This window comes from Streptomyces sp. NPDC044002 (genome assembly GCF_056434525.1).
The window spans coordinates 52,619-70,186 of sequence record NZ_JBWKEZ010000035.1; the positions used below are offsets into that span (position 1 = coordinate 52,619).

At 71.5% G+C, this 17,568-nt stretch carries 19 protein-coding genes; 3 read left to right on the top strand and 16 right to left on the bottom strand.

The annotated features are described in order from the left end of the window. Nucleotides 1-2: 2 nt before the first annotated feature. The 12 genes from AC07A6_RS24575 to AC07A6_RS24630 form a co-directional block, all read right to left on the bottom strand. Nucleotides 3-881, bottom strand: a complete 879-nt coding sequence (locus AC07A6_RS24575; RefSeq protein ID WP_362464412.1) for an amino acid ABC transporter permease — start codon at nucleotides 879-881, stop codon at nucleotides 3-5. After that, a complete protein-coding gene (locus AC07A6_RS24580) occupies nucleotides 878-1,522 on the bottom strand; it encodes an amino acid ABC transporter permease (RefSeq protein WP_125817334.1) in 645 nt (214 codons plus the stop codon). Before AC07A6_RS24580 ends, AC07A6_RS24575 begins: the two co-directional genes overlap by 4 nt. Before the next feature lie 17 nt (nucleotides 1,523-1,539). Then, nucleotides 1,540-2,445 (bottom strand): glutamate ABC transporter substrate-binding protein, encoded by a 906-nt coding sequence (locus AC07A6_RS24585; RefSeq protein ID WP_362464415.1) that lies wholly within the window; start codon nucleotides 2,443-2,445, stop codon nucleotides 1,540-1,542. 11 nt (nucleotides 2,446-2,456) lie between these two features. After that, nucleotides 2,457-3,200, bottom strand: a complete 744-nt coding sequence (locus AC07A6_RS24590) for an amino acid ABC transporter ATP-binding protein (protein ID WP_362464418.1) — start codon at nucleotides 3,198-3,200, stop codon at nucleotides 2,457-2,459. A 161-nt stretch (nucleotides 3,201-3,361) separates the two neighbouring features. Further along, the gene (locus AC07A6_RS24595) at nucleotides 3,362-3,802 is read right to left on the bottom strand and encodes a DUF6278 family protein (RefSeq protein ID WP_362464421.1); all 441 of its coding nucleotides are present in this window, start codon (nucleotides 3,800-3,802) and stop codon (nucleotides 3,362-3,364) included. Nucleotides 3,803-3,865: 63 nt separating this feature from the next. After that, complete coding sequence (locus AC07A6_RS24600; protein ID WP_362464424.1) at nucleotides 3,866-4,645, bottom strand: exodeoxyribonuclease III; 780 nt, start codon at nucleotides 4,643-4,645, stop codon at nucleotides 3,866-3,868. 30 nt (nucleotides 4,646-4,675) lie between these two features. Then, nucleotides 4,676-5,308, bottom strand: a complete 633-nt coding sequence (locus AC07A6_RS24605; protein WP_478778523.1) for an MBL fold metallo-hydrolase — start codon at nucleotides 5,306-5,308, stop codon at nucleotides 4,676-4,678. A 25-nt stretch (nucleotides 5,309-5,333) separates the two neighbouring features. Then, nucleotides 5,334-5,933 carry a hypothetical protein gene (locus tag AC07A6_RS24610; RefSeq protein ID WP_362464430.1) on the bottom strand — a complete coding sequence of 200 codons (600 nt, stop codon included), beginning with the start codon at nucleotides 5,931-5,933 and terminating at the stop codon, nucleotides 5,334-5,336. Beyond that, nucleotides 5,930-7,099 (bottom strand): ROK family glucokinase, encoded by a 1,170-nt coding sequence (locus AC07A6_RS24615; RefSeq protein WP_362464434.1) that lies wholly within the window; start codon nucleotides 7,097-7,099, stop codon nucleotides 5,930-5,932. The genes AC07A6_RS24610 and AC07A6_RS24615 overlap by 4 nt, the downstream gene beginning before the upstream one ends. Then, complete coding sequence (locus AC07A6_RS24620; RefSeq protein WP_386271067.1) at nucleotides 7,096-7,932, bottom strand: ATP-binding cassette domain-containing protein; 837 nt, start codon at nucleotides 7,930-7,932, stop codon at nucleotides 7,096-7,098. Before AC07A6_RS24620 ends, AC07A6_RS24615 begins: the two co-directional genes overlap by 4 nt. Next, on the bottom strand, nucleotides 7,929-8,966 hold the full coding sequence (locus AC07A6_RS24625) for an ABC transporter permease (protein ID WP_362464439.1): 1,038 nt from the start codon (nucleotides 8,964-8,966) through the stop codon (nucleotides 7,929-7,931). The genes AC07A6_RS24620 and AC07A6_RS24625 overlap by 4 nt, the downstream gene beginning before the upstream one ends. Then, a complete protein-coding gene (locus tag AC07A6_RS24630) occupies nucleotides 8,963-9,973 on the bottom strand; it encodes a sugar ABC transporter substrate-binding protein (RefSeq protein WP_362464442.1) in 1,011 nt (336 codons plus the stop codon). Before AC07A6_RS24630 ends, AC07A6_RS24625 begins: the two co-directional genes overlap by 4 nt. 142 nt (nucleotides 9,974-10,115) lie before the next feature. Here AC07A6_RS24630 and AC07A6_RS24635 point away from each other — a divergent pair, with 142 nt between their 5' ends. Next, on the top strand, nucleotides 10,116-11,120 hold the full coding sequence (locus tag AC07A6_RS24635) for a Gfo/Idh/MocA family protein (protein WP_386271066.1): 1,005 nt from the start codon (nucleotides 10,116-10,118) through the stop codon (nucleotides 11,118-11,120). 102 nt (nucleotides 11,121-11,222) lie between these two features. Here AC07A6_RS24635 and AC07A6_RS24640 read toward each other — a convergent pair whose 3' ends face one another. Then, nucleotides 11,223-12,137, bottom strand: coding sequence for a DMT family transporter (locus tag AC07A6_RS24640; RefSeq protein WP_478778524.1), 915 nt, complete (start codon nucleotides 12,135-12,137; stop codon nucleotides 11,223-11,225). 135 nt (nucleotides 12,138-12,272) lie between these two features. Next, nucleotides 12,273-12,890 carry a dihydrofolate reductase family protein gene (locus AC07A6_RS24645; protein WP_362464450.1) on the bottom strand — a complete coding sequence of 206 codons (618 nt, stop codon included), beginning with the start codon at nucleotides 12,888-12,890 and terminating at the stop codon, nucleotides 12,273-12,275. Nucleotides 12,891-13,060: 170 nt separating this feature from the next. On the opposite strand from AC07A6_RS24645, the gene AC07A6_RS24650 reads away from it, so the two are divergent. Then, nucleotides 13,061-13,795, top strand: a complete 735-nt coding sequence (locus AC07A6_RS24650) for an SDR family NAD(P)-dependent oxidoreductase (protein ID WP_478778525.1) — start codon at nucleotides 13,061-13,063, stop codon at nucleotides 13,793-13,795. A gap of 131 nt (nucleotides 13,796-13,926) precedes the next feature. On the opposite strand, the gene alc is transcribed toward AC07A6_RS24650, so the two are convergent. Together alc and allB are read right to left on the bottom strand one after the other, a co-directional pair. Next, complete coding sequence (gene alc, locus AC07A6_RS24655; protein WP_362464455.1) at nucleotides 13,927-15,039, bottom strand: allantoicase; 1,113 nt, start codon at nucleotides 15,037-15,039, stop codon at nucleotides 13,927-13,929. A gap of 2 nt (nucleotides 15,040-15,041) precedes the next feature. Then, the gene (allB, locus tag AC07A6_RS24660; RefSeq protein WP_386271088.1) at nucleotides 15,042-16,376 is read right to left on the bottom strand and encodes an allantoinase AllB; all 1,335 of its coding nucleotides are present in this window, start codon (nucleotides 16,374-16,376) and stop codon (nucleotides 15,042-15,044) included. Nucleotides 16,377-16,712: 336 nt separating this feature from the next. Here allB and AC07A6_RS24665 point away from each other — a divergent pair, with 336 nt between their 5' ends. Further along, entirely contained in the window at nucleotides 16,713-17,516 is an 804-nt protein-coding gene (locus tag AC07A6_RS24665; protein WP_362464461.1) for an IclR family transcriptional regulator, read from the top strand. Nucleotides 17,517-17,568 lie beyond the last annotated feature (52 nt).

A 17,568-nucleotide genomic window follows, 5' to 3' on the forward strand; every position in this document is an offset into this window, starting at 1 on the left:
GTCTATCCCCCCGGCAGCAGCGTGCCCGGTTCGGCGGGTGCGACCTCGACGGCCCTGGTCTTCAGGCTGCGCCGCTCGCGCCGCGCGACCCAGGTGGCGAACCAGGACAGCAGCATGCACATGCCGATGTAGATCGGCGAGATGATCATCACGACGGGGATGAAGGGCAGGTCGTAGTCCAGGTTGGAGGCGATCAGCTTGCCCGCGTGCAGGAACTCCTCGTAGGTGATCAGGAAGCCCAGCGAGGTGTCCTTGAGGGCCACCACCAGCTGGCTGATGATCGTGGGCAGCATCGCCCGGACCGCCTGCGGTGCGAGGACGAAGGTCATCACCTGCGTCTTGCGCATGCCGAGCGCGTACGCCGCCTCCCGCTGACCCCTCTCCACGGCGTTGATGCCCGTACGGAAGACCTCGGCGAGCACCGAGCCGTTGTACAGCGTCAGCCCCGCCACCAGGGCGGGCAGCGGCTGGACCTTCAGCGCCACGAAGATGAAGAAGATCATCACCAGGACCGGCATGGCCCGGAAGAACTCCACGCACAGCGTGGCGGCCCAGCGCACCGGACGGTGCACCGAGAGCCTGCCGGTCGCGAGCACCGCGCCGAGCACCAGCGACAGCACGGAGGCGTACGCGAAGGCCTTCAGGGTGTTGCCGAGCCCCCTCAGGAGCAGCTCCTGGATGCCCTCGTACTCGAAGGGGCTCCACTTGGCGGCGGTGAACTGGTCGGTGTCGAAGAGGAGGTAGAGGATCCACGCCAGCAGGCCGAGGATCACCACCGTCGAGACGATCCCGTAGAGGAAGTGGCGGCGCTGGGCCCTGGGCCCGGGCAGGTCGTAGAGGGCGGTGGACCCCAGGTCCCCGTGCAGCGCGTGCGCGGTCATCGGGCGACTCCGTAGCGCTTCTCCAGCACGTGGAAGACCGCGCTGATGGACAGGGTGATGATCAGGTAGCCGACGGCGATCCAGACGAAGGTCCAGATGATGCTGTAGCCCAGCTCGTTGAGGGTCTTGTACGTGCCCAGCAGCTCGGTGACGCTGAAGGCGCCGGCGATCGCGGAGTTCTTCGCGAGCGCGATCAGGGTCGAGCCGATGGGCGGGATGACGGAGCGGAAGGCCTGCGGCAGCACGACCGTGCCCAGGGTCTGTCCGAAGGACATGCCGAGGCTGCGCGCGGCCTCGCCCTGGCCCTTGGGCACGGTGTTGATGCCGGAGCGCAGCGCCTCGCAGATGAAGGCCGAGGTGTAGCAGCCGAGCGCGAGGACGGCGAAGAGCTGGAAGGGCAGTACCAGCCCGAAGCGCGGCAGGCCCAGCAGGACGGCGAAGAAGAGCAGGGTGAGCGGGGTGTTGCGCAGCACGGTCACCCAGACCGTGCCGAAGACGCGGAAGGAGCCGACGGGCGCGACGCGGAAGGAGGCCATCAGGAAGCCGAGGACCAGGGCCACGAGCGAGGCGTAGACGGTCAGCTCCACGGTGCCGAGGAAGCCCTTGCCGTAGAGCGCGAAGTTCTCGGTGAGTACGTTCATGGGGGTGCGCTCTCCCTTCAGCCCGCCGGGTAGCGGTCGATGGCGGGCGGCTTCGGGGCGGGCTGGCCGGAGAGGCCGAGGGTGGCCTCGTAGGCCTTCTTCCAGTCGCCGTTCTTCTCGTCGGCCTCCAGCGCGTCGTCGAGGGCGAGGCGCAGGGCGTTGTCGCCGCGGGGGACGCCGATGCCGTAGGGCTCCTTCGAGAAGGGCTTGCCGACGACCTTGAGCTCCTCGGGGACCTTGGCGGCGTAGCCGAGGAGGATGGAGTCGTCGGTGGAGACGGCGTCGACCTGGTAGGTCAGCAGGTTGTCCACGCAGACCGAGTAGGTGTCGTAGGCGACGAGCACGGCCTTGGGGAACTCCTTCTGGAGCCGCTGGTAGGGGGTGGAGCCGGCGGCGGAGCAGACCTTCTTGCCGTCGAGGTCCTCGGGGCCCTTGATGTCCTTCTCGTTCCTGCGGACGAGCAGGGACTGGCCGGCCATGAAGTAGGGGCCCGCGAAGCCGACCTGCTTCTTGCGGTTGTCGTTGATCGTGTACGTGCCCACGTAGTAGTCGATCTGGCCGTTCTGCAGGGCGGTCTCGCGGTTGGCGGAGGCGATGGTCTTGAACTCGATGGTCTTGGGGTCGAAGCCGAGCGAGGCCGCCATCATCTTGGCGATCTCGATGTCGAAGCCGGAGTAGCGGCCGCTCGCGGGGTCCTTCTCCCCCATGTACGGCTGGTCCTCCTTGACGCCGACGACGAGGCGGCCGCGCTTCTTCGCCTTCTCCCAGGTGCGCGACTGGGGCAGGGAGAAGCCGGTGTCGACCTTGTAGACGGGCAGGTCCTCGGGCTGGGGGCCCTTGACCGGGGGGCTGCCGGACTTGCCGCAGGCGGTGGCCGCGAGGAGCAGCGCGGCCAGCGCGAGTGCGCGCAGGGTGTGCTTCATCGGGCCGCCCCTCAGTGCTTGAGGATCTTGGAGAGGAAGTCCCGGGCGCGGTCGCTCTCGGGGGCGGTGAAGAAGGCCTCCGGGGTGCGGTCCTCGATGATCCGGCCGTCGGCCATGAAGACGACGCGGTTCGCGGCGGAGCGGGCGAAGCCCATCTCGTGGGTGACCACGACCATGGTCATCCCGTCGCGGGCCAGCTGCTGCATGACCTCCAGCACCTCGTTGATCATCTCGGGGTCGAGGGCGGAGGTGGGCTCGTCGAAGAGGAGCGCCTTGGGGTTCATGGCGAGGGCGCGGGCGATGGCCACGCGCTGCTGCTGGCCGCCGGAGAGCTGGGCGGGGAACTTGTCCGCCTGACTGGCCAGGCCCACCCGCTCCAGGAGCTCCCGGGAGCGCTTGTCGGCCTCCTCCTTCTTCCGCTTCCTCACCTTGATCTGGGCGAGCGAGACGTTGGCGAGGACGGTCTTGTGCGCGAAGAGGTTGAAGGACTGGAAGACCATGCCGACTTCGGCGCGCAGGCCCGCCAGCTCCTTGCCCTCGGCGGGCAGGGGGTGGCCGTCGAGGGTGATCGTGCCGGACTCGATGGTCTCCAGCCGGTTGATCGTGCGGCAGAGGGTGGACTTGCCGGACCCGGACGGCCCGATGATCACCACCACCTCCCCGCGGCCCACGGTGAGGTTGATGTCCTGGAGGACGTGCAACGTCCCGTAGTGCTTGTTGACGTCCCGCAGCTCGATCAACGGATCGACGGCCATACGCTGCCCTGCCCACTTGTCGGTGTGTCGAGGTCAGCGCAAACTATCCAGCCGTCGGGGGGACTTCACCTCGACACGCCAAAAAGGTACATAAAGTACATTGGCGTACATTGATGTTTGGCGGCCCTTGGAGACCCTCGACACCCTGGGAGGCCCTTCATTCAGCCCTCGGAGGCCTCGGCGTAGGCCTGGCTCAGTTCCGGGGAGCCGGTCATCGCCCAGGACAGCCCCGACTCGATCACGTTGAGCTCCCGCCCGGACGCGAGCCGGATCACCGGCTGGCCGTTGGGCCAGACCTGCCAGCCGGCCCCCGGGAGGCTGCGCACGATCACGGTCCCGAGGTAGAAGCCCGCGTCGTTGCCCAGCCAGGGCACGGCCTCGGGATCCCGGCGCCAGCGCGGCATCAGCTGGTCCAGGGCCTCCAACGAGGCCGGGGTCTGGTCGAGTTCCAGCCCGGCCGCCCTCGCCTGGGACCGCAGCATCTCGCACTCCGAGAACAGCTCGGCGACGCCCTCGGGATCATCCGCGAGGGCGGCGGCGAGCCCCGCACCCTGTTCCGTTTCGTGCCGGTTCCGCCAGTTGGCCAGGAAAGGGATGTTCATACCGACCAGCCTGGCACCAGGATCCCCGGCTGGCCACAGGGCGCGCCCCGATCCGCGCGTCTTCTAGACGTCCAGGTCGACGACGACCGGGGCGTGGTCGGAGGCGCCCTTCCCCTTGCGCTCCTCGCGGTCCACGTAGGCGTCCTTGACCGCCTTCGCGAAGGGCTCGTTCCCGTAGACCAGGTCGATGCGCATGCCCCGGTTCTTGGGGAAGGCGAGCTGGCGGTAGTCCCAGAAGGTGTACGGGCGGTCGTACTTGAGCGCGCGCGGCATGACGTCGGCGAGCCCGGCGGCGCGCAGGGCCTCCAGGGCGGCCCGCTCGGCGGGGGTCACGTGCGTGAGGCCCTCGAAGACGGCCGGGTCGTACACGTCCTCGTCGGTCGGCGCCACGTTGAAGTCGCCGAGGACGGCGAAGGGGCGGGTGCCGGCCGCGTCCTCGGCGATGGCGGTGGTCAGGGCGCCGAACCAGTTCAGCTTGTAGCCGTAGTGGTCGTGCTCGACCTCGCGGCCGTTGGGCACGTACACGGACCAGACGCGCACCCCGCCGCAGGTGGCGGAGATGGCGCGGGGCTCCTGGACGCCCTCGTAGTCGGGGCCGCCGGGCAGCCCCACGACGACGTCCTCCAGCCCGACGCGGGAGAGCAGGGCCACGCCGTTCCACCGGCCGGTGGCGTTGACGACCGACTCGTAGCCCAGCTCGCGCAGCTCGGCGGCGGGGAACTGCTCCGCGGAGCACTTGGTCTCCTGGATGCACAGCACATCCGTGCCGGAGCTCTCCAGCCAGGCCAGCAGGCGCGGCAGCCGGGCGGTGATCGAGTTGACGTTGTACGTGGCGATACGCATGCACACCAACCTACCGCCCGGCACCGACACTCAGAGCGCGGCGCTCTCACCTGCGGCGAGGCGGCTGTGCGGGGCGCCGCCGAAGTTGTCGAGGGCGAAGTCGTAGATCGGCCGGGCGATGTCGGCGAGGTAGGCGTCGTGGATGTCGATGGCCCGGGCCGGCTTGACCTCGCGGACGTAGTCGATCACCTCGCCGACCTTGTTCCACGGCGCGTGGACCGGCAGCATCAGCGTCTCGACCGGGACGCCGGGCACGGTCAGCGCGTCCCCGGGGTGGAAGAGGGAGCCCTCCACGAGGTAGCCGACGTTCGTGACCCGCGGGACGTCGGGGTGGATCACGGCGTGCAGCTCGCCGTGGACCTGTACCTCGAAGCCGGCGGCGGTGAAGGCCTCCCCGTGGCCCACGGTGTGCACCCGGCCCGGGTAGGCGGCGGCCATCCGGTCCGCGACGCTCCGCAGGGTCCACAGGGCCGCGGCCGGGTTGGCGTCGAGCGCCGCCCGCAGCCGGCCCTCGTCGAAGTGGTCGGGGTGCTCGTGGGTGACCAGCAGGGCGTCCGCCCCGAGGCCCGCGTCCGGTTCGCTGAAGGCGCCCGGGTCGATGACGAGCACGCGCCCGTCCTTCTCCAACTGGACGCAGGAGTGCAGCCGTTTGGTGAGCTTCATGATCCCACCATAGGCCGTGCCCGGGCTACGGCACGGTGGTGGAGACCACGTAGACGCGGGGGGCCGACGGGTTGGTGAAGTCGACGGTGACGTCGCGGGTGGGACGCGGGTCCCCGGCCTCCAGGGTGACCCCGGACCACTGGTGCTTCGGGCTCCAGCTCCAGCCGGCCACCTTGGCGTCGCGGTCGGATACCGACACCCCGGGGGTCAGGGCGTCCCTGCTCGTGCCGACGCCGGCCAGGAAGGTGTCCAGTTCCGCGGTGGTCACCTGGAACTGCACGTACAGCCGGCTGGTGTGCCAGTTGTTGGTCTCCAGGTAGCCGACGTGGGAGGCCATCAGCGGGATCGGCACCTCGTAGATGCTGCGCTGCACCTTGGAGGGCCAGTCGGTGCGCACCTTGACCGCGCCCACCCGGGCGGCCTTGTCCCTGCCGCTCTGGCGGCTCTGCTGCGCCGAGACGAACAGGTAGCCCGCCGGGACCCCGATGAGCAGCACGATGATGATCGCGGTGACCCAGCGCCGCCGTACGGTGTGCCGGCGGTCCTCGCGTTCCTCGGCGGTGGGCGGCTGCGTACCGCCCGCTTCGGGCGAGGAGGCCTGGCGGGGCAGGGAGGGCGGTGTCACTGCTGTTCCTGATCCTTGGGGTCCGTGGGGCCCGCGGCGCCGCGCCGGCCCAGCTGCGCGTAGCGCTCGTGCCGCTCGACGCGCCGGCGGGTGGCGCGGCGGAAGCGGCGGGCGACGAGCCGGGCGAGGTCGGCGGCGCCGACCATGCCGGCCTCGGGGCCGAGCTGGGCCTTGGCGATGCGGGCCTCGGGGCGGTAGCCGCGGCCGGTGAGGTGGCGGCGGAAGGCGTCCCGGGCGGGGCCGATCAGCAGGTCGTCGGCCGCGCTGACGCCGCCGCCGATGACGAAGCAGGACGGGTCCAGGGCGGCGGCGAGGTTGGCGATGCCGACGCCGAGCCACTGGCCGATGTCCTGGAGGAGCTCGACGCACATGGCGTCGCCCTCGCGGGCCAGCTCGGTGATGAGGGGGCCGGTGATCTCGTGGACGTTGCCGCCGACCCTGGCGATGATGTTGTACGCGACCGGCGAGTCGGCGGCGGCCAGCTCGCGGGCCTCGCGGACCAGGGCGTTGCCTGAGCTGTACTGCTCCCAGCAGCCGCGGTTGCCGCAGGGGCAGCGGTGTCCGCCGGGGACGACCTGCATGTGGCCGAACTCGCCGGCCACCCCGAAGCGGCCGCGTTTGACCTGGCCGTCCTCCAGGATGGCCCCGCCGATGCCGGTGCCCAGGGTGATCATGACGAGGTGGTCCTCGCCGCGGCCGGCGCCGAAGCGCCATTCGGCCCAGGCGGCGGTGTTGGCGTCGTTGTCCACCATGACCGGGACCGCGAGCCGGGACTGGAGGGCGTCGCGCAGCGGCTCGTCGCGCCAGGCCAGGTGCGGGGCGAACAGGACGCGGGAGCGGTCGGCGTCGACCCAGCCGGCGGCGCCGATGCCCACGGCGTGCACGTCGTGCCGGTCGGACAGGTCGAGCACCAGCTCGACGATGGTGTCCTCGACGACCTTGGGGCTCTTGGACTTGTCCGGGGTCTCGGTGCGGATCTTCTCCAGGATGACCCCGTCGGCGTCGACCACGCCCGCCATGACCTTGGTGCCGCCGATGTCGATGCCCACGGTCGGGACGCGCGGGGCGGTGCGCAGGGAGCGGCGCTCACGGGTCCCGACGGTCCGCAGGACCGTGCCTCGCGCCGCCCCCCGGTGGGCGAGCGTGAAGTCCCGGTACGTGCTCATCGAGTCGTTTCGTCCCTGTCGGTGGCCGGATCGGATGGGGTGGTCGCCCCTGATTCTGCCACCCGCTCCAGCTCGTGGCTCAGCTCCTCCAGCTCCGAGCCGCCCGCCATCTGCCGGGTGAGCTCGTCCAGGGTGATCGAGTCGCGGGTGTGACTGCCCGCCATGGCGCCCCGCTTGAGGAGCACGAAGCGGTTCCCGACCAGGTACGCGTGGTGCGGGTTGTGGGTGATGAGGACCACTCCGAGGCCCGCGTCGCGGGCAGCGGCGACGTACTTGAGGACCACGCCGGACTGCTTGACGCCGAGGGCCGCGGTGGGCTCGTCCAGGACGAGGACCTTCGCGCCGAAGTACACGGCGCGGGCGATGGCCACGCACTGCCGCTCGCCGCCGGAGAGGGTGCCGATGGGCTGGTCGACGTCGCGCAGGTCGATGCCCATGCGCAGCAGCTCGGTGCGGGTGGTCTCGCGCATGAAGCCGACGTCGAGGCGGCGGAAGGGGCCGCGGCCCTTCGTCGGTTCCGAGCCGAGGAAGAAGTTCCGCCACACCGGCATGAGGGGGACGACGGCCAGGTCCTGGTAGACGGTGGCGATGCCGTGGTCGAGGGCGGCGCGCGGGTTGGCGAGCCCGGTCTCGACGCCCTCGATCTCGAAGCTGCCGGCGTCGTGCCGGTGCAGGCCCGCGATGATCTTGATGAGGGTGGACTTGCCCGCGCCGTTGTCGCCGAGCACGCAGGTGATCTCGCCCGCCGACACCTCCAGGGACACGCCCTGGAGGGCGCGGATGTTGCCGTAGTACTTGCTGACGTCCGTCAGCTTCACCAGTGGCGTGCTCATGCCCGCGCCTCCGCCCGCTTGCGGACCCATGCGTTCAGCAGCGTGGCGAGCAGCAGCATGGCGCCCAGGAAGAACTTGAACCAGTCGGGGTTCCACTGTGCGTAGACGATGCCGTTGCTGGTCATGCCGAAGATGAAGGCGCCGACGGCCGAGCCGATCGCGGAGCCGTAGCCGCCGGTCATCAGACAGCCGCCGATCACGGCCGCGATGATGTAGAGGAACTCGTTGCCGACGCCCTCGCCGGACTGGACGACGTCGAAGGAGAAGAGGATGTGCTGCCCGGAGATCCAGGCGCACAGCGCGACCCCCATGTAGAGGCCGATCCTGGTCTTGACCACCGGGACGCCGGTGGCGCGGGCCGCGTCCGCACCACCGCCGACGGCGAAGATCCAGTTCCCGGCGCGGGTGCGCAGCAGGATCCAGGTGGCGACGGCGACCAGCACCAGCCACCACAGGATGGTGACCTTGAGGGTGACCGAGCCGATGTTCCACTGCGAGGCGAACAGGGCCCGCGCGGAGGAGAAGCCCTCCATGTCGGCGATCGTCTTGGTGGACACCGAGCCGCTGATCAGCTTGGTGAAGCCGAGGTTCAGGCCGGTCAGCATCAGGAAGGTGCCGAGCGTGATGATGAAGCTCGGCAGTTTCGTGCGGGTCAGCATGAACCCGTTGAAGAAGCCGATGGCCAGGGTGACCAGCAGGGAGACGAGGACGCCGACCCAGACGTTGGCGGTCATCTGGTAGCTGAACATCGAGCTGAACAGCGCCGAGGTGGTCACCATGACGCCGGCGGACAGGTCGAACTCGCCGCCGATCATCAGCAGGGCGACCGGGACCGCCATGATGCCGATGGTGGAGGCCGAGTACAGGACCGTGCTCAGGCTGGAGGGCTTCAGGAAGCTGTCGGCGGCGAAGCAGAAGAAGACGAAGACGGCGGCGGCGCCGACGACCGCACCCAGCTCGGGGCGGCCCAGCAGCCGCCGGACGTACGAGGTGGGCGCGAGCCGTTCGTCGGCCGCGGGGGCGGCGGCGCTCATCGGCTGCCCCGCTTGATGTACTCCTCCAGCTTGGCCGCCTCGGCCGCGGTGACGATCTGCGGCCCGGTCAGCACGGGGCGGCCGCCGCCGAGCACGTCCGCGTTGTAGCGGTAGAGCCACAGCAGGTCCACGGCCTCGTAGCCCTGCAGGTAGGGCTGCTGGTCCACGGCGAAGCCCAGCGCCCCGGACTTCAGGTCGCGGGCGACGGACTCGTTGAGGTCGAAGGTGTCGACCTCGGCCTTGCTGCCCGCCGCGTCCTTCGCCTTGACGGCGGTGGGGGCGAAGGGCGCACCGAGGGTCACGATCGAGTCGACGGAGGGGTCGGCCTGGAGCTTGGCCTGGACGGCGGCCTGCACGGAGGGCATGTTGGTGCCCTCGACGTACAGGTTCTCCATGCTGCCGCCGAAGGTCTTCTTCGCCCCGGCGCAGCGCTGCTCGTGGCCCACGTTGCCCTGCTCGTGCAGGACGCAGACGGCCTTCTTCTTCCCGCGCCTGGTCAGCTCGGCGCCGACGGCCTCGCCGGCGATCTCCTCGTCCTGCCCGATGTGGGTGAGCGCCCCGTACGCGGCGGACTGGGCGGAGCCTGAGTTGACCGTGACCACCGGGATGCCGGCCTTGACGGCCTTGCCGATGACGTCCTTGAGGGCTTCGGGCTTGGCGAGGCTGACGATGATCCCGTCGACCTTCTGGTCGATGGCGTTCTGCACGAACTGGGCCTGCTGCTGCGCCTGGTCGTCGTGGGAGTAGACGAAGTTGATGTTGTCCTTCGCGGCGGCCTCCTTGGCCCCCTTCTGCACGATGTCCCAGAAGGTGTCGCCGTCGCCCGCGTGGGTGACCATCGCGAAGGTCCAGCGCGGCGTGGACACGGCGGGCCGGCCCGCCTCCGCGGCCTTCGCCCGTTCCTCGGCGCGCTTGCCGCCCGTGCTGCTGCAGCCCGCGAGGGAGGCCCCCAGTACCGCCGCGAGCACGGCGCCGACGACGCGTACCCCTGTCCGAACCCTAGCCACGTCCCCGTGCCCTTCCCTCGTCCGTCATCAATCGGTCATTACGGTTTCAGCCGCCCAGTATCCGCCACAGTCGACCATGAAGGGTCATCGGGGCGTGCCCGGGCAGATTGACAGGTCCCCCGTACGGGGTCACGTTGAGTGCATGCGCATCGGGCTGATCGGAACGGGCCGGATCGGCTCCTTCCACGCGGCCGCACTGGCCCGCCACCCGGACGCCGGCTCGCTCCTGCTGGCCGACGCCGACCCCGGGCGGGCCGCGCGGCTCGCGGACCGGCTGGGGGCCACCGCCGCTCCGACGGTGGACCAGGTCTTCACCTGGGGCGTGGACGCCGTGGTGGTGGCCTGCGCGACGGAGGGCCACGCCGACCTGGTGGTACGGGCGGTGCGCGGCGGGCTGCCGGTGTTCTGCGAGAAGCCGCTGGCCCCGGACCTGGCCCGGACCCTGGCCGTGCTGCGCGAGGTGGGAGCGGCCCGGGGGCTGCTCCAGGTCGGTTTCATGCGGCGCTTCGACGCGGGCTGCCGGACCGCGCGCGAGCTGGTCCGTTCGGGTGCCCTGGGGCGGCTGCACACGGTGCGCACGATGACCGCCGACCCGGCCCCGCCCCCGGCGGAGTACCTCGCGGCCTCCGGGGGCCTGTACCGGGACTGCCTGGTGCACGACTTCGACATGGTCCGCTGGGTGACCGGGCGCGAGGTGGCCGAGGTGTACGCGACCGGCGCCGACGGGGGTCCGGCCCGGTTCCGGGAGGCGGGCGACGTCGACACGGCCGCGGCCGTCCTCACCCTGGACGACGGGACGCTGGTCACCAGTACCGGGACCCGCTGCAACGGCGCCGGGTACGACGTGCGGATGGAGCTGGCCGGGGAGCTGGACCAGGTCTCCTCCGGGCTGGACGACCGTACGCCGATCGCCTCGACGGAGCCGCACGGGCCGCCCCCGGCGAGCAAGCCGTGGTCCGGGTTCCTGGAGCGGTTCGCCCCCGCCTACGAGGCCGAGCTGGCGGCGTTCGTACGGCTGGTACGCGGCGAGGGGGACAACCCCTGCGACGGGATCCAGGCGCTCGCCGCGTTCCGGGTGGCCGAGGCCTGCGAACGCTCCCGGCGGGAGCGCCGGCCCGTACGGCTGGAGGAGCTCCCGGACCTTTAGGGTGCGGGCGCCGGCGGACATGCGGCCACAGTAGGCCGGATGATCAAGCCCGCAGGAGCCGTTTACCGGCCAATCGGGCAGCCGGCGGGTCCGCCGGGCCGGTCAGCGTGCCGCGCGGCGTCCCCAGGCGGTGCCGGCGAGGACGAGCGCGGCTCCGGCGAGTCCGGCCGGGCCGAGGTGTTCGCCGCCGATCGCGATGCCGGCGGCGGCCGCCCACAGCGGTTCGGTGCCCAGCAGCAGGCTGACGCGGGACGGGGAGGTGCGGCGCACGGCCCACATCTGCACGAAGAAGGCGAAGAGCGTGCAGAAGACGGAGAGGAAGGCGAGGCCGGCCCATTCGGCGGGGCCGAAGTCCGCGGCCGCTGCCCAGGGCCCGTCGCCGGTCCCCGGAACGGCCGCGAGCAGGGCGAAGACCAGTACGGCGGCGCCCAGCTGGACGGTGGTCAGGGAGAGCGGGTCGGCGTCCTGGACGGCCTTGATCCGCGCCATCAGCAGGACGTGCAGGGTGCGGGCCAGGGCCGCGCCGAGGATCAGCAGGTCACCGGGGCCGGGCGCGGTGAAACCGGCGCCCTGGGTGAGCAGCACGACACCGGCGACCGAGACGGCCGCGGCCCCGAGGAAGGCGGCCGACGGCTTCCTGCGGCGCACGGCGGACTCGGCGAGCGGCGTGAAGATCATGGTGAGGCTGATGATCAGACCGGCGTTGGTGGCGGAGGTGTGCACCACCCCGTAGGTCTCCAGCAGGAAGATCCCGCCGAGTACGAGTCCCAGCACCGCGGCGCCGCGCACCTGGGCGGGGCGCAGCGCGCGCAGCCGCCGCCGTCCGGCGGCCACGAGGACCGGCAGCACCAGGGCGAAGCGCAGCACGAGGACCGCGATCACGGTGTGCGCGGTGGTGATCCCCTTGGCGGCGAGGTAGCTGCCGCCCCAGACGACGGCGACCAGCAGCACGGGCAGATCGGCGAGCCAGGCCCGGCGGGGGGCGAGCGCGGGGGCGGGGGCGGCGAGGGTGGACACCGGGCGGCTCCGACGGGGTGGAGGGCGTGGAGACGTCGGCGGCTCGCACGGATGCGGGCTCACCGTACCCGAGTGGATCTTCCGGGTCGACCGGTTATCCCCCGCCCGCGCGGGCCCCGCTCCCCCGCCCCGGGTTCAGTCCGCGAAGGTGCCGAAGGAGGCGCGGCCGGTGGGGCGGTAGGTGTGGATGGCGGTGCCGCTGCCGGTGGTGCGGGAGGCGGTCAGCTCGAAGGCCGTGGGCAGGCCGCCGGTGGGGAACAGCCGGCGTCCCGCGCCGAGGAAGACGGGGAAGACCAGCAGGTTCAGCTCGTCGACGAGGTCGCGGGCGAGCAGCCACTGGGCGAGCTGTCCGCTGCCGTGCACCTGGAGCTCCCCGTCCATGGCGTCCTTGATCCGGACGATCTCCGACTGGAGCTGCTCCCCGTCCACCACGGTGGCCGGGCCCCATCCGGGCTCCTTGAGGGTGGTGGAGGCGACGTACTTCGGCAGCCGGTTGAGCTTGTTCGGGACCGGGTCGGCCGGGTCGTCGTGCAGCGGCCAGTACGAGGCGAAGATCTCGTACGTCCGGCGGCCGAGGAGGAAGGCCCCGGCCCGCCCGAAGAGCTCGTTCACGAACTCCCCCATGCCCTCGTCGGCGAAGGGCACGAGCCATCCGCCGTACGCGAACCCGCCGCTGCGGTCCTCGTCGGGGCCGCCGGGGGCCTGCATCACTCCGTCGAGGGTCAGGAAGGTGGTGAGGGTCAGCTTGCCCATGGCGCGGCGCTCCTTGTGTCGTCTGCTTCTCCTCCTCAGACTCCCGCCGGTGCCCGGACTCATCGGTGCGGCGCGCGTGAACGCCAGGTCGGATTCCCGCCAGCGCCGCCGCACCCACGCGGATTTCATTGAACCCGCAACCAAATGCATCCGAGTTCGGGGAGACGGACATGAACGGCAACACGGTGGCCCTGGTGACGGGCGGCAGCCGGGGCATCGGAGCGGCCACCGCGCTGCGGCTGGCCGAGGACGGCTTCGATGTCGCGCTCACCTACGTCAACGGCGCCGACGCCGCGGCCGAGGTCGTCGGCAGGATCGAGGCGCTGGGCCGCAGGGGCCTGGCGGTGCGGGCCGACGCGGCTGACGCCGACGGCCCGCGGACGGCGGTGGAGGAGACCGTACGGGCGCTGGGGCGGCTCGACGTCCTGGTCAACAACGCCGGCGCCGGGGTGGTCGGGCCGATCGGCACGCTCGGCCCGGCCGAGGTGGACCTGGTCCTGGGCGTCAACGTCCGGGGCGCCTTCCTGGCCGCGCAGGCCGCGGCGGCGCACCTGGGCTCCGGCGGACGGATCGTCACCATCGGCAGCTGCATGGTGGGCCGGGTCCCCGGCCCGGGCGGCACGCTGTACGCGATGAGCAAGGCGGCCATGACGGGCCTGACGAAGTCCCTGGCCCGGGAGCTCGGCGGGCGCGGCATCACCGCCAACCTGGTCCACCCGGGGCCCACGGACACGGACATGAACCCGGCCGACGGCCCGTACGCGGACGCGCAGCGCTCGATGACGGCGCTCGGGCGCTACGGCACCCCCGAGGAGGTGGCCGCCATGGTGTCCTTCCTCGCCGGGCCGGAGGCCGCGTACGTCACGGGGGCGGAGTTCTCGGTGGACGGCGGCCACGCCGCGTAGCCCTCGGGTCCGGGTGCCCGGCGCGGCCCGGCAAGCACGATGGGGCGCACCACGGACGTGGTGCGCCCCATCGGCGCATTGACCCGCCCCGGGGGTGTCGGCCCCCGGGGCGGGTCACGAGGCGGGACGGGTCAGCCGCCCAGCTCCTGGTGACGGGCGGCGTGCGCGGCCGCGCCGGCCTCCGTCAGCGAACCGAACAGGCGCAGGCGGGAGAAGCCGCCGTCCGGGAAGATGTCGATCCGCACGTGGGTGCCGACCGCCGGGGCGTCCAGCACGAAGCGGTGGTTGGTGTCGGGCTGCAGGCGGGTGCGCGGCAGGAACTCCGTCCACTCGCCCTCCTCGCCCGTCTTGACCGACAGCGAGGCCCAGCCGGCCGAGTTGCCCTTGAGGTAGGCGGTGTCGATCTCCACGGCGCGGATCTCGGACTCGGCGACGAGCTGGTAGCGGATCCAGTCGTTGCCGTTGTCGCGGCGGCGGGCGGTCTCCCAGCCGTCGTCCATCTTGCGGGAGCGGCCCGGGTTGATGGTGTTGGTCGGCGGGGAGTAGAAGCGGTTGGACGCGTCCTCGACCGAGCCGCCGTTCTCCAGGGCGACGACGTCGAAGGTGCCCAGCACGGCGAGCCACTTCGGGTCGGGGCGCACCTCGCCGTAGACGCGCAGGCGGGCGATGCCGCCGTCCGGGTGCTGGTTCAGGCGCAGGTGCGTGAAGCGCTGCTCGACGTTCACCTCGAAGCCGTTGGCCGCGTGGCCGCCGACCGGGGTGCGCTCGACGAGGGTGGTCCACTTGACGTCGTCGGAGAGCAGCTCCGCCTCGGTCGGGGAGCCCTCGACGGACGCGCCCTGTACGGACACGGCCTGCGGCATGTTGCCGCGGAAGTGGGCGGTGTCGACGACGATGCCGCGGATGACGCCGGGGGCGCCGAGGCGGATCAGCGCGTAGTCGTGGTCCTCGGCGGTCGGCCAGGGCTGCTCGGCGGAGATGCCGCGGCGGCGGCGGGTCTCCCAGCCGTCCATGACCTTGCCCTTGTGCCCGAAGTGCTCGGGGTCGAAGTGGCCGGCCTCGGCGATCAGCAGGTTCTCGCGCTCGGCGAAGAACTCGTCGTTGGCGGCGATGACACCGGCGCCCAGCTCTCGGGCGGCGAGGTTCGCGTACTGGGTGAAGGGGAACTCCGCGGTGCGGTAGTCCGCGTACGGGTCGCCGCCCCCGTACGGGTTCGCGTTACCGGTGAAGGAAGGGATCGCCACTGTCAGTTCTGCCTTTCAAGGAGGAGGCCCGTGGGCTCGGTCGGGGTGCCGTGGTCGGCGATCTGCGTGCCGCGCAGCCAGGTGGACTTCACGACGCCGTGCAGGGTCCTGCCCGCGTACGCCGTGACCTGGTTGCGGTGGTGCAGCTCGGCCGGGTCCACGGTGAAGGTCTCTTCGGGGGCCAGGACGGCGAAGTCGGCGTCACGGCCGGCCTCGATGGCCCCCTTCTGCGCCAGGCCCGCCAGGGCGGCCGGGGCGGTGGACATCCAGCGCGCGACCTCTTCGAGGGTGCGGCCGCGCTTGCGCGCCTCGGTCCAGATGGCCGGCAGGCCCAGCTGGAGGGAGGAGATGCCGCCCCACGCGGTGGCGAAGTCGCCGGTCTTCAGGTCCGCGGTGGAGGGCGAGTGGTCGGAGACGATGCAGTCGATGGTGCCGTCGGCGAGCGCGTCCCACAGGACGTCCTGGTTCGCGGCCTCGCGGATGGGCGGGCAGCACTTGAACTCGGTGGCGCCGTCCGGGACTTCCTCGGCGGTGAGGGTGAGGAAGTGCGGGCAGGACTCGACGGTGATCTGCACGCCCTCGGCCTTGGCCGCGGCGATCAGCGGCAGCGCGGAGGCGGAGGACAGGTGCAGGACGTGGACGCGGGCGTTCAGCCGCTTCGCCTGGTCGATCAGGTTCTGGATCGCGGTGTTCTCGGCGTCCTGCGGGCGGGAGGCCAGGAAGTCGGCGTACTTGGGGCCCGGGTTCTGCGGGGCGGACTCCAGGTGGTGCGGGTCCTCGGCGTGCACGATCAGCAGGCCGCCGAAGCCGGTGATCTCGGCGAGCGAGGTGGCCAGCTGCTCCTGGTCCAGCAGGGGGAACTCGTCCACGCCGGAGGGCGACAGGAAGCACTTGAAGCCGTAGACGCCGGCGTCGTGCAGCGGGCCCAGGTCCTTGACGTTGTCCGGCAGGGCGCCGCCCCAGAAGCCGACGTCCACGTGCGCCTTGGTCCGGGCGACCTCCTGCTTGACGCGGAGGTTGTCGACCGTGGTGGTCGGCGGCAGGGAGTTCAGGGGCATGTCGAGGATGGTGGTGATGCCACCGGCCGCGGCGGCGCGGGTGGCCGTCCAGAAGCCCTCCCACTCGGTGCGGCCCGGGTCGTTGACGTGGACGTGGGTGTCCACCAGACCGGGGAGCAGGACGTCGTCGCCGAAGTCCTCCAGCCTGGCCCCGGCCGGCACCTCGGCGTCGTGCGCCAGCACGGCCGCGATCTTCCCGCCGGCGACGGCCACCGAGGCGGCGCGCGTCCCCTCGGGGGTGATGACGCGCGTCGAGCGCAGTACCAGTTCCACTGCCACGTCGGCCACCGGAACCTCCCCATCTACTTCCACAGAGCGAAATTCAACGTTCTGTTGACGGAGTCTTCACCCCGATCCGGGACCAGTCAAGAGTGCCCGGAGGGACTGCTGACACGTTCTCACCGCAATTGGATGTTTCCACAGGATGGAATTAAGATTTCGCTATCCAGAATGTAGCTACCACCACCGGGGGGCGGGCGGGTAACTTCCCGAGGACGTCCACCACCAGGACAAACCACCTCTGACCGGCGAGGACGGCGAGGGCCCGGCTCTAGGGCCGACGTCGACCGACCGGTAGGCTGCTTCCTTGCCTGCCAGCACCGAAAGGACCGCGCCGTGCCGACGTCCAGCGCCAGCACCACCGACGCTTCCGCCAAGCCCACCGCCGGCGGCGGTGGCGTCCAGTCCCTCGAGCGCGCCTTCGATCTGCTCGAACGCATGGCCGATGCCGGTGGCGAGGTCGGCCTCAGCGAACTCTCGGCCGCCAGCGGCCTGCCGCTGCCGACCATCCACCGCCTGATGCGCACCCTCGTCGCCTGCGGGTACGTCCGGCAGCAGCCCAACCGACGTTACTCCCTCGGCCCCCGTCTCATCCGCCTCGGCGAGTCCGCGTCGCGGCTGCTGGGCACCTGGGCCCGCCCCTACCTCGCCCGTCTGGTCGAGGAGACCGGGGAGACCGCGAACATGGCCCTGCTCGACGGCGACGAGATCGTCTACGTCGCCCAGGTGCCGTCCAAGCACTCCATGCGCATGTTCACCGAGGTCGGCCGCCGCGTCCTGCCCCACTCCACCGGCGTGGGCAAGGCCCTGCTCGCACACACCCCGGCCGAGGAGGTCCGCGCCCTGCTGGCGCGCACCGGGATGCCCGCCGCGACCGAGAAGACCATCACCACCCCCGAGGGCTTCCTGGAGGCCCTGGAGCAGGTCCGCCGCGTGGGCTACGCCGTCGACGACAACGAGCAGGAAATAGGAGTCCGCTGCCTGGCCGTGTCGGTGCCCGACTCGCCGACCGCCGCCGCGATCTCCATCTCCGGCCCCGCCGGCCGGGTGACGCAGGCCGTGGCCGAGTCCTTCGTGCCGATCCTCCAGGGCGTCGCCGCCGAACTGTCGGTGGCCCTGCAGAGCCAGACCCCGGCGTAGGGCCCGAGTACGACGAGAGCCCCGGCGCCCCTCGCAGGAGGAGGGACGCCGG

What these genes read in the sequence shown, in the direction of transcription:
- AC07A6_RS24575 (WP_362464412.1), bottom strand. Translation starts at nt 881, where the DNA reads ATGACCGCGCACGCGCTGCACGGGGACCTGGGGTCCACCGCCCTCTAC.
- AC07A6_RS24580 (WP_125817334.1), bottom strand. Translation starts at nt 1,522, where the DNA reads ATGAACGTACTCACCGAGAACTTCGCGCTCTACGGCAAGGGCTTCCTC.
- AC07A6_RS24585 (WP_362464415.1), bottom strand. Translation starts at nt 2,445, where the DNA reads ATGAAGCACACCCTGCGCGCACTCGCGCTGGCCGCGCTGCTCCTCGCG.
- AC07A6_RS24590 (WP_362464418.1), bottom strand. Translation starts at nt 3,200, where the DNA reads ATGGCCGTCGATCCGTTGATCGAGCTGCGGGACGTCAACAAGCACTAC.
- AC07A6_RS24595 (WP_362464421.1), bottom strand. Translation starts at nt 3,802, where the DNA reads ATGAACATCCCTTTCCTGGCCAACTGGCGGAACCGGCACGAAACGGAA.
- AC07A6_RS24600 (WP_362464424.1), bottom strand. Translation starts at nt 4,645, where the DNA reads ATGCGTATCGCCACGTACAACGTCAACTCGATCACCGCCCGGCTGCCG.
- AC07A6_RS24605 (WP_478778523.1), bottom strand. Translation starts at nt 5,308, where the DNA reads ATGAAGCTCACCAAACGGCTGCACTCCTGCGTCCAGTTGGAGAAGGAC.
- AC07A6_RS24615 (WP_362464434.1), bottom strand. Translation starts at nt 7,099, where the DNA reads ATGAGCACGTACCGGGACTTCACGCTCGCCCACCGGGGGGCGGCGCGA.
- AC07A6_RS24620 (WP_386271067.1), bottom strand. Translation starts at nt 7,932, where the DNA reads ATGAGCACGCCACTGGTGAAGCTGACGGACGTCAGCAAGTACTACGGC.
- AC07A6_RS24625 (WP_362464439.1), bottom strand. Translation starts at nt 8,966, where the DNA reads ATGAGCGCCGCCGCCCCCGCGGCCGACGAACGGCTCGCGCCCACCTCG.
- AC07A6_RS24635 (WP_386271066.1), top strand. Translation starts at nt 10,116, where the DNA reads ATGCGCATCGGGCTGATCGGAACGGGCCGGATCGGCTCCTTCCACGCG.
- AC07A6_RS24645 (WP_362464450.1), bottom strand. Translation starts at nt 12,890, where the DNA reads ATGGGCAAGCTGACCCTCACCACCTTCCTGACCCTCGACGGAGTGATG.
- AC07A6_RS24650 (WP_478778525.1), top strand. Translation starts at nt 13,061, where the DNA reads ATGAACGGCAACACGGTGGCCCTGGTGACGGGCGGCAGCCGGGGCATC.